Consider the following 12658-nt stretch of genomic DNA (forward strand, 5'->3'; position numbering starts at 1 on the left):
TCAGGCGTTCTTCGGGCCGGCCGACTGGACCACCTCGAAGGACCAGAGCGTCGAGTCCGCGGCCGCCGGACGCTTCGGCGCCTCGCCCTCGGCGGACGGCGGGCCCTGGCGGTGGGCGGCCTGCATCGGGCCCTCCATCCACGCCTTGAACGCGTCCTCGTCGCGCCAGCGCGTGTACACCAGGTACTGCTCCGTGCCCTCGACAGGGCGCAGCAGCTCGAACCACTCGAACCCGTCCGAGTTCTCCACCGCCCCGGCCCGGGCCGCGAACCGCTTCTCCAGCGTCTCGCGCATCTCCGCCGGCACCGTCAGCACGTTGATCTTCACCACGCTCATGGGGCACAACCTCTCGTCTGGCCGATCACTGGTCAGCAGTCTGCCAGGGCCGGGCCCCGCCGGGTGCGGCTCAGGACCGACCGGTGGCGCGGCCGGCGGCGACCAGCGCCCAGGTGAGGAAGCCGAAGGCCGCGGTGGAGACCACCGCGCGGACCACGTTCCAGCGCACCCAGACCGCCTCGAAGTCGGCCCGTACGGCGGCGAGGTCCATCCCTGAGTCCGACGAACCCGCCGCTGCCAGACGGTCGTTGAGCGGGACGTTGACCACGCCGGTGATCACCAGCATGGCCAGGTAGAGCACCGCCGCGACCGCGATCCACGGCAGCGCGGACCGGGCGCCGGCGCCCAGGTGGAGCACACCCGCGGCCACGATCAGGACCAGCGCGCCGAGGAAGCTCAGCATGAACCAGCCGTTCAGGATGGCCACGTTGATCCGCTGCATGGCCTCCACGAACGTCCGGTCGTCGGCCCGGCCGAGGCCCGGCATCACCGAGCAGGCGTAGGCGTAGAACAGCCCGGCACTGAGACCCGTGGCGATCACCGCCGCAACCAGGGTGATGATCCGTGCGGTTGCCATCGTGGGTTCCCCCGTTCCTCTCGTCATGCCCACCAGTCAACCGGCTCACCGCCCGGTGATCCATGGTTCTGACACTCGCCGGCATACGCGAACGTCTCGGAAGGTGCGCCCGCGCCCGCCCCCGGGTGTCTAGGCTTGCCGCATGGACGCACTCGGCGCGCTGCTGACCGGCCCGCGGGCCCAAGGGGCGTTCCTGCTGCGGTCGGTGTACGACCCGCCGTGGGCGGTGCGGATCGAGGACGAGGCCCCGCTGTGCCTGCTGACCCCGGTCCGGGGCGAGGCGTGGGTGGTGCCCGGGGACGGTCCGCCGGTGCGCCTCGGGCCGGGTGACGTGGCGGTGGTCCGCGGCCCGCAGCCGTACACGGTCGCCGACCACCCGGACACGGCGCCACAGGTGGTGATCCTCCCCGGCCAGGTGTCGGCCACCCTGGACGGCGAGCGGCTGTGCGAGGAGCGGGACCTGGGCGTCCGCACCTGGGGCGAGCGCCCGGACGGCGCCACCGTGCTGCTCAGCGGCACCTACCAGCTGCGCGGCGAGGTCAGCGGCCGGCTGCTGGGCGCCCTGCCGACCGTGCTGAGGCTGGCCGCCGCGGAGTTCGACTCCCCGCTGCTGCCGCTGCTGGCCGAGGAGACCGTCCGGGAGGAGCCGGGCCAGGAGGTGGTGCTGGACCGGCTGCTCGACCTGCTGCTGATCAGCGTGCTGCGGACCTGGCTGTCCCGTCCGGCCTCGCCCGCCCCCGCCTGGTACCGGGCGTACGCGGACCCGGTGGTGGGCCGGGCGCTGCGGCTGCTGCACGCCGACCCGGCCCGTCCCTGGACGGTGGCCGCGCTGGCCGAGCAGGCGGGGGTCTCCCGGGCGGCCCTGGCCCGCCGGTTCACCGAGCTGGTCGGCCGGTCGCCGATGGCGTACCTGACGGACTGGCGGCTCGACCTGGCCGCCGACCTGCTCGCCGAGCCGGACGCCACCGTGGCCTCGGTGGCCCGCCGGGTCGGCTACGGCAGCCCGTTCGCGCTGAGCACCGCCTTCAAGCGGGTGCGCGGGCTGACGCCGCAACAGCACCGCGGAATGTCCTGATTAGGACGGCTCTGTCGCACCGTCCGCCCACGAAGCGGACACGGATCGTTCATGACATCCGTATCACCATCAACCCGGACATCCCTCCCGGAGGTGGGCGCCCGTCCCTGTTGCCGCCCAGAAAGCTCCTGCATAATCAGCCCCGTTCACATCCGACCCGAGGAGGACCGGCCATGCCGGCACAGCCGGACCCGAGCGCCGAGGACACCGCGGTCCTCCCGCAGGTCGAGGGGCCGCCGCTGGTCCGCCCGTACGTCGCGGCGGTCAGCCCCGAGACGCTCCAGGCGCCCGTGGCCGACCCGTTCGGCACCACCGTCCTCCCCCGGCAGCAGCCCTCCCCCGCCCCGCAGCAGCCGTACACCCCGCCGCAGCCCGAGGCGTACCCGCAGGCCCAGCAGGCTCAGCAGGCCTACGCCCGGCAGGCGTACGCCCAGCCGCAGCCCCAGCAGGCCCAGCAGGCCCACCCCGAGCACCAGGCGTACCAGCAGCCGCACGCCTACCAGCAGCCCGAGGCGTACCACCAGCCGCAGGCGTACCCACAGCCCGACGCCTACCCGCAGCCCGAGTCCTACCCGCAGCCGCAGGGATATCCGCAGCCGTACGCCGAGCCGGACCCGGACGCCGCGGCCACCCGGCTGATACCGGCCCAGCCCGGCCCCCCGCCGGCCGGTGCCCCGCAGCCGCCCCCGCGGCGCCCGCAGTCGGGCCAGGACCCGGAGCCGGGCGCCGACCTGGGGATGTTCGCCTTCCACGAGGAGGGCGAGCGCCCTCGCCGTTCCCGGGCGCAGGCCTCGCCGGCCACCCGTCGCCGGGTGGTCATCGCCGGGGCCGGGCTCGGCCTCGCCGCGGTGGGCGCGGGCCTCGCCCTGGCGCTCGCCCCGGCCTCCGGCGGGGCCGACCGGCGCGACCACGCGCTGCCCGTCCCGACCAGCAGCTTCCAGCCCTCGCCGACCGATCCGTCACCGAGCGAGACCCCGACCGTGGTGGAGACCTCGGCGAAGGCCAGCCCGTCCGCGTCGAAGGTGAGCAAGGCCCCGGCGGCCAAGCCCTCCGTGGCGCCGACCACCGCCGCCGCCAGCTCGGCCGCGCCCAGCAGCGCGGCGCCCACCTCGGCCACCCCCACCGCGGCGAGCGTGCTCAAGCGCGGCGACCAGGGCGCGGACGTGCTGCGGATGAAGCAGCTGCTGGCCGTGGTGTACTGCGGGCAGCTCGGCGACTTCGCCAAGAGCGACAGCTTCGACTGGTGGACCGAGGACGTGCTCAGCAGCTACCAGCGCGACGTCCGGGTGCGGGGCGACAAGCGCGGCGAGTACGGCACCGCCACCCGCACCATCCTCGAGGCCGAGGCGAAGAACCCGGACTGCTGAGCGGTGGTGGTCGGCCGACCACCACCGCCCCTCGCCCGTCCCCGGTCAGCCGACCGCGGCCTTGACCAGGCTGAACACCGACATCAGCAGCATCACCACGGCCGCCACCCTGACGATGATCCGCATCGGCACGTGCTTGAGCAGCTTCTGCCCGCCCAGGATCGCCACGCCGCCGACCGCGCACAGCGCCAGCCAGGAGCCCAGACCCACGGCCAGCGGATCAGCGTACTTGGCGGCCAGGTTGGCGGTCATGATCTGGGTGAGGTCGCCGAACTCGGCCACCAGGACCAGGAGGAAGCTGGCCCCGGCGACCTTCCGGAAGGACCCGGAGGAGGGCTCCTTGGTCGGGCGGCCGTCGTCCTCCTCGTCCCTGTGCCAGAGCAGCATCACCGCGCCGGCCAGGAAGAGCAGGCCGGTGACGCCCTCCACCCAGCGCTGCGGCAGCAGGGCCAGCAGGCTTCCGGCCACCAGGGCGAGCGACACCTGCACGGCGAACGCGGCGGCGATCCCGGCGAACACGTAGGAGGCCCGGTACCTGGTGCCCAGCACCAGGCTGGCCAGCGCGGTCTTGTCCGGGAGTTCGGCGAGGAAGATGATGCCGAAGGTCAGGGCGGCGACGGTCAGGCTACTCATCGAAGGGTTCGGGCCTCTCGGTACGGGCTGCCGTGCCAGAGCCCTCGGGGGACGCCTCGGCCCGACAGCACTGGTCATGGTCACAGCACTGCGGCCGAAGGTCTCGCCGACACCCGGTGAGCGGGTGTCCCGGGCGCCGGGCCCGTGAGGGCCAGTGTGTCGACGGTCCGGTGGAGGGCTACTCCCCTTCAACGCCTCCCAGCCTACCGGACCCCGCCGGCGCCCCCGCCGCTCCCCGAGGCCACCAGTCCCCGGCCGACCAGTTCCAGCACCACCACGATCGCCACCGACTCCACCACCAGCAGCGCGATCAGGACGAACAGCTGCACCGCGCCCGCCTCGACCGGGGTCGCTCCGCCGAGCAGCATGCCCACGAAGGCCCCGGGGAGCGTGACCAGGCCGACGGTCCGGGTCTGGTCCAAGGCCGGGACCAGCGAGGTCGCGGCGGCCGCCCGGGATATCTCCAGCCGGGCGTCCCGCTCCTCGAAGCCCAGCGCCAGCGCCGCCTCCACCTCGCCGTGCCGGGTGCGCAGCTCGTCCCTGACCCGGCGGCCGGCCAGCGAGGTCGCGGTCAGCCCGCCGCCGATCAGGATCCCGGCCACCGGGATCAGCGACCGGCCGTCCGCCGGGACCAGCCCGGCGGCCAGCAGCAGGCCCAGCAGCGGCAGGACGCCGGCGCCGATCGGCAGCGCCGCCCAGACCCAGTCCGGGCCGTCGGTCATCCGCCGCCCTGCGGTCCGGGCGGCCACCGTGAACATCACCAGGACGAAGGCGGCCGAGGTCCACAGCGAACCCACGACCCAGGCGATCAGCAGCGCCACCACGGTGAGCTGGAGCACCGCGCGCAGCCCGGCCCGCAGCACCGCCCGGCCGTGGCCGAGCCCGCCCCAGCCGGCCACCGCCACGGCCGCGGCCAGCAGCAGGGCGCAGCCCACGCCGAGGGCGGGGGTGACCGGCAGCAGCTGGTTCCCGGCGGCCCGGGTCACACCCATGTCGGGAACCACATCCGGGCGCGCCAGTCGTCCATCGGGATCACCTCGGCGGTGTACAGCGGGTGGAAGAAGGCGAAGCAGCCGACCACACCCAGCACCACCAGCCCGGCCGCCGCCGCCCCGATCCGCCGCCGGCGCGGCGGGCAGCCGGGCGGGCCGAGCAGCGCGCCGAGGGTCAGGGCCACGGCCAGGCAGAGGAACGGCACCAGCGCCACCATGTAGAAGGAGAAGATCGTCCGCTGCTGGTAGCGGAACCAGGGCAGGTACACCGCGGCGACGCCCGCCAGCACCGCCCCGGCCCGCCAGTCGCGGCGGAACGCCCACCGCCACAGCGTGTACACCAGCGCCAGGCAGGCCGCCCACCAGAGCACCGGGGTGCCGATCGCCAGGATCTGGCCGGCGCAGCCCTCGTCGGCGGTGCAGCCCTGCTGCCCCCGCGGCACCTGCTGCCAGTACATGGACACCGGCCGGCCCTGGAGCAGCCAGCTGAACGGGTTGGACTGGTAGGTGTGCGGGCTGGTCAGCCCGGTGTTGAAGTCGTACATCTGCGCCTGGTAGTGCCACCAGCCGCGGAGTACGGCGGGCACCCAGGTCATCGGGACCTGCGGGAGCGGGATGTCCAGCACCGGTGTCCTGGGCGGGGAGAGCCCGGCGCGGTGGTCGGCCCAGTGCCGGTCGAAGCCGCCGTCGGAGGCGAACCAGCCGCTCCAGGCGGCGAGGTAGACGGCGGCGCCGACGCCGATCAGGGAGAGCAGGGTGTACGGGGCGTCCCGGCGCAGCATCGAGCGCCACGGGCGGACGGCGCCGGCCCGGCGGCGGCCGGCCCGGTCCCAGAGCAGGGTGAGCACGGTGAACACGGCGAGGACGAACGCGCCGTTCCACTTGACGGCGCAGGCGCAGCCGAGGAACAGCCCGGCGGCGAGCCGCCAGGGCCGCACGCCCAGCCGGACCTCGTCGGGGGCCCGGGCGCCCTCGGCCTCGGCGGCGCGCAGCACGGCTCGGGCCCGGTCGCGGTCGATCAGCAGGCAGCCGAAGGCGGCGAGGACGAAGAACATCAGCACGCCGTCGAGCAGGCCGACCCGGCTCATGGTGAAGTGCAGCCCGTCCACGGCCATCAGCAGCGCGGCGGTGCAGCCCAGCAGGGTGGAGGAGAACAGCCGCCGGCCGATCCGGGCCAGCATCAGCACGGTGACCGTGCCGATCAGGGCGACCGCCACCCGCCAGCCGAAGGGGTGCAGTCCGAACGCCCACTCGCCCAGGGCGATGACCCACTTGCCGAGCGGCGGATGGGCGATGAACTCGGGTGCGGCGGTGAGCGGGATCAGCTGCGGGACGGCGAGGATGTCGAGGTTGGCGGTCTCCGCCCAGACGCCCTCGTAGCCCTGCTCCAGCAGCGACCAGGCGTCCTTGGGGTAGTAGGTCTCGTCGAAGACGAAGGCGTTGGGGTAGTCCAGGTCCCAGAACCGGAGCAGGCCGGCGAACACCGCCACCGCGATCGGGCCGAGCCATCCTGCGTGGCGCACCGCCCAGGGCAGCGGCCCGCGGAGGGCGACCGGGCGGGCGGTCCTCGGCGCCTCGGCGACCGCGGTCTGCGCCATGGGCCCTCCCGGTCTTCGCTGACGGAGCGACAGCACGGGTGGACGCTATGTCGCCTTTGTCGCGAATCCTAGCGGCCGGTCCCCGAGCGACGCCGCCGAACCGGCGGGGCCCGGCCGGGCGGGTGGCGACAGGTACCGGTGTCGGTGTCGGTGTCGGTGTCGGAATCGGTGTCGGCGGCGGGCGGGATGATGCGGGGGTTTGACCCTCGACCTGGTCGAGGCCCCAGAGTCCTCGGCGTGGAGAGCGGAATGCTGAGCATCGGTGAGACCGCCCGGGCCAGCGGGCTGAGCGTCAGCGCGCTGCGGTTCTACGACGGCGCCGGGGTGTTCGGCCCCGCGCGGGTCGACCCGCGGACCGGCTACCGCTGGTACGCGCCCGAGCAGCTGGCCGACGCCCGGATGATCGCCCGGCTTCGCCGGGTGGGCATGCCGCTGGCCGACCTCGCCCGGGTGCTGGACGGCGACCGGGCGGCGGCCGAGGCCGCCGTGGACGCGCACCTGGCCCGTCTGGAGGCCGGCCTGGCCGACGCCCGGCGTGAGCTCTCCGCGGTCCGCGCACTGCTCGATCCGAGGGAGAACCCGATGCAGGAAGTCCGTCTCACCGTCCCCGCCGCCGCGCTGGCGGCCGCCCTGGACGCCGTCCGGTTCGCCGTGACGCCGACCGACGAGCACCCGTCGCTCGCCGGCGTGCTGTTCGAGGCCGAGGGCGGCACACTGCGCCTGGTCGGCACCGACCGGTACCGGCTGGCGGTGGCCGAGGCCCCGGCCGAGCCGGCCGACCGCGCGCTGAGCGTGATCGTCCCGACCGTCTTCACCGACGCCCTGCGGCCGCTGCTGGGCGCCGCCCCCACGGTGGAGCTGACGCTGGACGGCACCCGGATCACCGCCGACGCCGGCGGGCACCGGCTGGCCGGCGAGCGGATCGACCGGGACTACCCGGACTACCGCGCCCTGCTGCGACTGGACACCACCCACCGGGTCGAGGTCGGGGTGGGCGAGCTGAGCGCGCTGCTGACCGACGCGGAGGACGAGGTGTCGGCGCTGGTCGTCGGCCCGGACGGGACGCTGACCGTGGACGCGGCGGGTTCCGACGGGGACGGCCTGCGGGTCCGGGTCGACCGCGGCTACCTGCTCCAGGCCCTGGCGGCCGGCGCGGCGGAGCAGCTCGTCCTGGAACTCGGCGGCCCGATCGCCCCGCTCGCCATCCGCTTCGCCGACCGCGCGGACACGTTCTCCCTGCTGATGCCGGTCGCGCCCTGACCAGGGGCGACCGGGGTGACCACGCGCGCGCCGCGTGGTCACCCCGCCCCCGGGCTCACCGTCACGCCGGCCGGATGTTGTGGTTCAGGTGGAACACGTTGTCCGGGTCCCACTCCGCCTTGATCTGCGCCAGCCGGGCGAGGTTGCCCTCGCCGAGCCCGGCCGCCGTCCGCTCGCTGCCCTCGTCCCCGATGAAGTTGAGGTAGACCGCGCCGATCGACCAGGGCTTCAGGTCGGCGCAGGCGGCGTTCGCCCATGCCCTGCCGCGGGCGTCGTCGGCCGGGTCCTCCCACATGCCGAACGGGTGCACCGCCCAGGCGGCCCGCCGCCACGGCACCGGGTAGTCGTCCTCGACCCGGGAGACCGCCCCGCCCAGCGCGACGGCGGCGTGCTGCGAGCCGGAGGGGACGACCATGTCGGAGGCCCGGTCGCAGTAGAGGTCCACGGCCTCGTCGGGGAAGTCCGCGAGGTACTCGGCGGACCAGTAGTTCCGGAATCCGGGCGGGTCGTCGATCATGCACTGCAGGTCGGCGTACGGGATGTCGGTGATCACGCCGCCGGCGTGGCCGTTCTCCAGCATCGGCGCGAAGTGCGGCCGGGCGGTGGCCAGGTCGTCGGTGTAGGTGAGCAGGAGGCCGGTGGCCAGCTGCCCGACCAGGTGGTCGGGGACGAACTCCTCCGGCGGGGCGGTGAGGTAGATCAGGCCGCCGCCGACCTCGTCGGGTGCCGCCGCCATGAAGTCGCGGTAGCGGTGCGCCAGCTCGCGGCCGGCCTCCGCCTCGTACAGCAGCAGGGCGATGGCGAAGCCGGGCAGCGGGTGCAGGCCGAGGGTGAACTCGGTGACCACGCCGAAGTTGCCGCCGCCGCCGTGCAGGGCCCAGAACAGCTCGGGGTTCTCCTGGGCACCGGCCCGGACGGTCCGGCCGTCGGCGGTGACCACCTGGGCGGCCAGCAGGTTGTCGCAGGCGAGGCCGAACTTCCGTTCCACCCACCCGGATCCGCCGCCGAGCACGAAGCCGCCGAGTCCGGTGGTGGAGGCCCGGCCGCCGGTGGTGGCGAGGCCGTGCGGCTGGGTGGCCCGGTCCAGGTCGCCGATGGTGGCGCCGCCGCCGGCCCGGGCGACCCGGGCGTCGGGATCGACCCGGACGGTGTTCATCCGGCGCAGGTCGACCACCAGACCGCCCTCGACCATGGCCGTACCGGAGACCGCGTGGCCCCCGCCGCGGACGGCGACCTCCAGCCCGCGGGCCCGGGCGAAGGCGAGGGCGGAGGCGACGTCCGCCGTGCTCGTGCACTGGGCGATGACCGCCGGTCTGCGGTCGATCATCGCGTTGAAGACCGCCCGGGACTCGTCGTAGGAGGCGTCGCCGGGGCCGATGACCTCCCCCGCGATCGCCGACCTGAGCTCCTCCAGCGACCTGCTGTCGAGCGGCTCGGACGTCATGGCCGTCCCCTCTCTGCGGGATTCCGGGGCGTGTCTCACGGATCTTGTCGGATCAGCCCGCGGCGTCCGGGTGCGTGCATCGCAAGGCGGAGGAGGGAGTCCATGCGGAGCATCGGCGACCGACGACAACGCGGCGAGGTGCATGCCCGGGCGTCGCGGGCCCGGCAAGATCCGTGAGACACGCCCTACGGACCAACCGAGCGTAGCCCCGCCTCCCGGGGTGCCGCCATTCGGGCGACCGCGGGGGGCGGGGCTACGGGAGGGGTGACGGGCCGTGGATCAGGCCGCCGTCTCCAGCTCCCGCACGGGGCGCTGAGCCACCGTCAGCACCCGGACATTGTCCTGAGCAGGCGTGAGGTGACCGCGCAGCCGCAGCGAGAGCAGCACGATCAGCAGGGTGCAGCCGGCCATCGCCGCCAGGTAGAGCGGCCAGGTGCCGGAGCCGACCAGCAGGACGCCGACGGCCGGGCCGACCGCGACGGCGATCTGCTTCACCAGCGCGTAGCCGGCGTTGTACGTGCCGAGCAGCCGGGTCGGGGCCAGGTCGGCGACGATCGGGCCGAGGGTCGGGGCGAGCAGGGACTCGCCGACCCCGAACAGGGCGTAGATCGCGACGATCGCGACCGTCGCGGCCATCGCCTCGGACCGGATCAGTCCGGCGACCAGCGCCATCCCCCAGGCGGCCAGCCAGACCACGCCGGCGGCGGCCATCGCGGTGGTCCGCCGGCGGCGCTCGGTGATCCGCACCACGAACATCTGCAGCACCACGATGGTCAGCGCGTTGGCGCCGATCGCCAGGCCCAGGGTGGAGGGCGCGGTGCCGACGGTGTCGGTGGCGAAGGCGGCCACCCCCGACTCGAACTGGCCGTAGCAGGTGAAGAAGATCAGGCCGGCCAGCAGGCAGAGCCGCAGCATCGCCTTGTCGGCGGCCAGGGCGCGCAGCCCGCCGCGGTCCTGCTGCCCGGACCGGGCGGCGTCCTCGCGGTCGGCGGGCACCGCCTCGGGCATCCGGGCCGTCCCGGTGACCAGGGCGAGGCCGAGGAAGGTGACCGCCTCGATGGTGAACAGCCGGGTCAGGCTGGCCGGGTCGGCCACGTCCACGATCTGCCCGCCGGCCAGGGCGCCGAGCCCCATACCCAGGTTGACCAGGGTGAACTGGAGGGCGAAGGCGCGCGAGCGCTGCTCCCGGCCGGTGCAGCGGACGATCATCGTGGCCAGTGCGGGCTGGGAGGTGGTGACGCCGGCGCCGAACAGGAACGAGGCCAGCAGCAGCGCGGGCGTCCCGGCCGCCTGGCCGAAGGCGAACGCCCCGGTGGCGGCGAGGCCGGCCCCGGCCAGCAGCACCGGGCGCGGCCCGTACCGGTCGATGCCGCGGCCGGTGAACGGGAGCACGGCCAGCGCGGCGAGCGCGAACACGGCGAACACCGCTCCGGCGGCCGCGGAGCCCAGTCCGCGCACCTGATCCACGTACACGAACATGTACGGCAACGTGAATCCACTGCCGAAGGCGCTGAGCGCATTGCCGATCTGGACGCGGCGCAGCGAGGCCACCGTGCACACCCCTTTACCTGTTGACACTTCAGGTCTGTCGTTTTTAGACCGCAAGATTTGAGAGCTAAACTCTACGGACGGCAAGCTTCAAGTGTCAAAGGCTTAAAAGGTGCACCGGGCGTGGAAGAATGCCCCCATGAGCAGCACCCGACCCGAGCCGCCGGCCCCCGCCGACGAGCTGGGCATCGCCGACCTCGTGGCCGTCTACCAGCGGGAATCCCCCACCGTGGACCCGCAGGTGGAGACCATCGTGTCCACCCTCTCCCGGGTCTCCCGGCGGATGAACGTGGCGTACGGACGCCAGCTGGCTGTGCTCGGAATCACCTCCGCCGAGTGGGAGGTGCTCAAGGCCCTGGTGATCGCCGGCAGCCCGTACCGGCTCGGGCCCGGCGAGCTCGCCAAGCGGCTCGGCCTCACGCCGGCGGCCATGACTCACCGCATCGACCGGATGGTCGCCGACGGGCTGGTCACCCGGGACCGGGACGAGAGCAACCGGGTCCGGGTGATCATCGAGCTCACCGAGGAGGGCCGCGACAAGTGGCTGGAGCTCATGCGGATGGCCGCGGTCTTCGAGGCCGACCTCCTCCAGGACGTCACCCCCGAGGAGCGCACCGTCCTCTCCGGCATGCTCGGCCGGATGCTCCGCCGCATCGAACAGACCCAGCCCGACGCCCTCGGCCGCACCGACGACCTGGACTGACCTCCGGCGCGCCCTGAAGGCCACCGATCAGTCCAGGGGTGCGTGGAACTGCGCGAAACGGGAGGCCACGGCGCCGTCACTCCCGTCCGTACAGGACCCGCACCCCGAGGGGCTTCTGTGCGTGCCCGACTGCGTCAGGCGTGGTCGTCCGGGCGGACCTCGATGTGGTCGGCGGCGAGGTCGACCGCGACGCGGTGCTCCATGCCGAGGGCTTCCAGGAACTTCGCCGGCAGCTGCACCCGCCCGGTCCGGTCCAGCATCACGTACTCCCGCTCGCTGACCGTCTCCTCCCCGTGCTCGTCCGTGACGGTCCGCCGCAGCACCTCGCTGCTGGTCCGCCCGTCCCGGATCGCCACCGTCCGTCGGACCTCCCCGGCCACCATCGGGTCGTGGGTCACGATCACCACGGTCGCGCCGAGCTCCCGGTTGACGGTCCGGAACGCCTCGAAGATGGCGGCGCCGGTCTCGGAGTCCAGTTCGCCGGTCGGTTCGTCGGCGAGCAGGACGGTCGGGGCGTTGGCCATCGCCACCGCGATGGCGGCGCGCTGCTGCTGGCCGCCGGAGAGCTCGGCCGGCCGCCGTCCGGCGAGGTCGGCGATGTCGAGGGCCTCCAGCAGCTCACCGGTCCGGGCCGCGTACCGCCGGGCCGCTCCCCGCGTCCGCCGGGCATCCTTCCCGCCCCTCAACTGCATCGGCAGCGCAATGTTCTGACTGACAGTCAGGAAAGGCAGCAGGTTGCGGGCGGTCTGCTGCCAGACGAACCCGACGACCTCGCGGCGGTACCGCAGCCGCTCCTTGGCGTTCATGCCGAGCAGGTCGCAGCCGTCGACCGTCGCGGTGCCCGCGGTCGGCACGTCCAGGCCGGCGAGCACGTTGAGCAGGGTCGACTTGCCGCTGCCCGAGGCGCCGACCAGGGCGACCAGGTCGCCCCGGTCCACCACCAGGTCGAGGCCCTGGAGCGCCTGGACCTCCACCCGCTCGGCGGTGAAGATCCGCACCAGCCGCTCGCAGACGATCGCGGCCCCCTCGCCGTACGACCGCGGCTGGGCCGCCGCCAGCGCGGCGCGCTGCAACTCCTCGTAGCTGGGCGCGTCTTCGCCCGATGCCTGGGCCGGCACCCGGCCC

The 12658-nt window shown here is 74.1% G+C and carries 12 protein-coding genes; 4 read left to right on the forward strand and 8 right to left on the reverse strand.

Annotation, left to right across the window (positions count from 1 at the left end):
- Together ABWK59_RS10970 and ABWK59_RS10975 are read right to left on the reverse strand one after the other, a co-directional pair.
- Nucleotides 1-336 carry an antibiotic biosynthesis monooxygenase family protein gene (locus tag ABWK59_RS10970; RefSeq protein ID WP_354640047.1) on the reverse strand — a complete coding sequence of 112 codons (336 nt, stop codon included), beginning with the start codon at nt 334-336 and terminating at the stop codon, nt 1-3.
- A 70-nt stretch (nt 337-406) separates the two neighbouring features.
- Nucleotides 407-913, reverse strand: a complete 507-nt coding sequence (locus ABWK59_RS10975; protein ID WP_354640048.1) for a DUF1772 domain-containing protein — start codon at nt 911-913, stop codon at nt 407-409.
- Between the two features lie 142 nt (nt 914-1055).
- On the opposite strand from ABWK59_RS10975, the gene ABWK59_RS10980 reads away from it, so the two are divergent.
- Nucleotides 1056-1988: an AraC family transcriptional regulator gene (locus tag ABWK59_RS10980; RefSeq protein ID WP_354640050.1), complete on the forward strand. Its 933-nt coding sequence runs from the start codon at nt 1056-1058 to the stop codon at nt 1986-1988.
- Between the two features lie 173 nt (nt 1989-2161).
- Nucleotides 2162-3355 (forward strand): hypothetical protein, encoded by a 1194-nt coding sequence (locus ABWK59_RS10985; protein ID WP_354640052.1) that lies wholly within the window; start codon nt 2162-2164, stop codon nt 3353-3355.
- 45 nt (nt 3356-3400) lie between these two features.
- Here ABWK59_RS10985 and ABWK59_RS10990 read toward each other — a convergent pair whose 3' ends face one another.
- The 3 genes from ABWK59_RS10990 to ABWK59_RS11000 all read right to left on the reverse strand — a co-directional run bounded on the left by ABWK59_RS10990 (nt 3401) and on the right by ABWK59_RS11000 (nt 6578).
- A complete protein-coding gene (locus ABWK59_RS10990; RefSeq protein WP_354640053.1) occupies nt 3401-3988 on the reverse strand; it encodes a TMEM165/GDT1 family protein in 588 nt (195 codons plus the stop codon).
- A gap of 203 nt (nt 3989-4191) precedes the next feature.
- Nucleotides 4192-4980, reverse strand: coding sequence for an ABC transporter permease (locus ABWK59_RS10995; protein ID WP_354640055.1), 789 nt, complete (start codon nt 4978-4980; stop codon nt 4192-4194).
- Nucleotides 4971-6578, reverse strand: a complete 1608-nt coding sequence (locus ABWK59_RS11000) for a dolichyl-phosphate-mannose--protein mannosyltransferase (protein ID WP_354640057.1) — start codon at nt 6576-6578, stop codon at nt 4971-4973. Before ABWK59_RS11000 ends, ABWK59_RS10995 begins: the two co-directional genes overlap by 10 nt.
- A 249-nt stretch (nt 6579-6827) precedes the next feature.
- Between ABWK59_RS11000 and ABWK59_RS11005 the strand changes: the two genes are divergently transcribed.
- On the forward strand, nt 6828-7838 hold the full coding sequence (locus ABWK59_RS11005) for a MerR family transcriptional regulator (protein ID WP_354640058.1): 1011 nt from the start codon (nt 6828-6830) through the stop codon (nt 7836-7838).
- Between the two features lie 61 nt (nt 7839-7899).
- Here ABWK59_RS11005 and ABWK59_RS11010 read toward each other — a convergent pair whose 3' ends face one another.
- A complete protein-coding gene (locus tag ABWK59_RS11010; RefSeq protein ID WP_354640060.1) occupies nt 7900-9282 on the reverse strand; it encodes an FAD-binding oxidoreductase in 1383 nt (460 codons plus the stop codon).
- 279 nt (nt 9283-9561) lie between these two features.
- Nucleotides 9562-10842, reverse strand: coding sequence for an MFS transporter (locus ABWK59_RS11015; RefSeq protein ID WP_354640062.1), 1281 nt, complete (start codon nt 10840-10842; stop codon nt 9562-9564).
- Nucleotides 10843-10969: 127 nt separating this feature from the next.
- Between ABWK59_RS11015 and ABWK59_RS11020 the strand changes: the two genes are divergently transcribed.
- Nucleotides 10970-11533 (forward strand): MarR family winged helix-turn-helix transcriptional regulator, encoded by a 564-nt coding sequence (locus ABWK59_RS11020; RefSeq protein WP_354640063.1) that lies wholly within the window; start codon nt 10970-10972, stop codon nt 11531-11533.
- Nucleotides 11534-11667: 134 nt separating this feature from the next.
- Here the strand turns inward: ABWK59_RS11020 and ABWK59_RS11025 are convergent, their stop codons facing one another.
- On the reverse strand, nt 11668-12651 hold the full coding sequence (locus ABWK59_RS11025) for an ABC transporter ATP-binding protein (protein WP_420492764.1): 984 nt from the start codon (nt 12649-12651) through the stop codon (nt 11668-11670).
- Nucleotides 12652-12658 lie beyond the last annotated feature (7 nt).

The organism is Kitasatospora sp. HUAS MG31, assembly GCF_040571325.1.
In the GTDB taxonomy this organism is placed as follows: Bacteria; Actinomycetota; Actinomycetes; order Streptomycetales; family Streptomycetaceae; genus Kitasatospora; species Kitasatospora camelliae.

Excerpts from the sequence above, each read along its gene's own strand:
- ABWK59_RS10970 (WP_354640047.1), bottom strand. The coding sequence starts at position 336 with ATGAGCGTGGTGAAGATCAACGTGCTGACGGTGCCGGCGGAGATGCGC.
- ABWK59_RS10975 (WP_354640048.1), bottom strand. The coding sequence starts at position 913 with ATGGCAACCGCACGGATCATCACCCTGGTTGCGGCGGTGATCGCCACG.
- ABWK59_RS10980 (WP_354640050.1), top strand. The coding sequence starts at position 1,056 with ATGGACGCACTCGGCGCGCTGCTGACCGGCCCGCGGGCCCAAGGGGCG.
- ABWK59_RS10985 (WP_354640052.1), top strand. The coding sequence starts at position 2,162 with ATGCCGGCACAGCCGGACCCGAGCGCCGAGGACACCGCGGTCCTCCCG.
- ABWK59_RS10990 (WP_354640053.1), bottom strand. The coding sequence starts at position 3,988 with ATGAGTAGCCTGACCGTCGCCGCCCTGACCTTCGGCATCATCTTCCTC.
- ABWK59_RS10995 (WP_354640055.1), bottom strand. The coding sequence starts at position 4,980 with ATGGGTGTGACCCGGGCCGCCGGGAACCAGCTGCTGCCGGTCACCCCC.
- ABWK59_RS11000 (WP_354640057.1), bottom strand. The coding sequence starts at position 6,578 with ATGGCGCAGACCGCGGTCGCCGAGGCGCCGAGGACCGCCCGCCCGGTC.
- ABWK59_RS11005 (WP_354640058.1), top strand. The coding sequence starts at position 6,828 with ATGCTGAGCATCGGTGAGACCGCCCGGGCCAGCGGGCTGAGCGTCAGC.
- ABWK59_RS11010 (WP_354640060.1), bottom strand. The coding sequence starts at position 9,282 with ATGACGTCCGAGCCGCTCGACAGCAGGTCGCTGGAGGAGCTCAGGTCG.
- ABWK59_RS11020 (WP_354640063.1), top strand. The coding sequence starts at position 10,970 with ATGAGCAGCACCCGACCCGAGCCGCCGGCCCCCGCCGACGAGCTGGGC.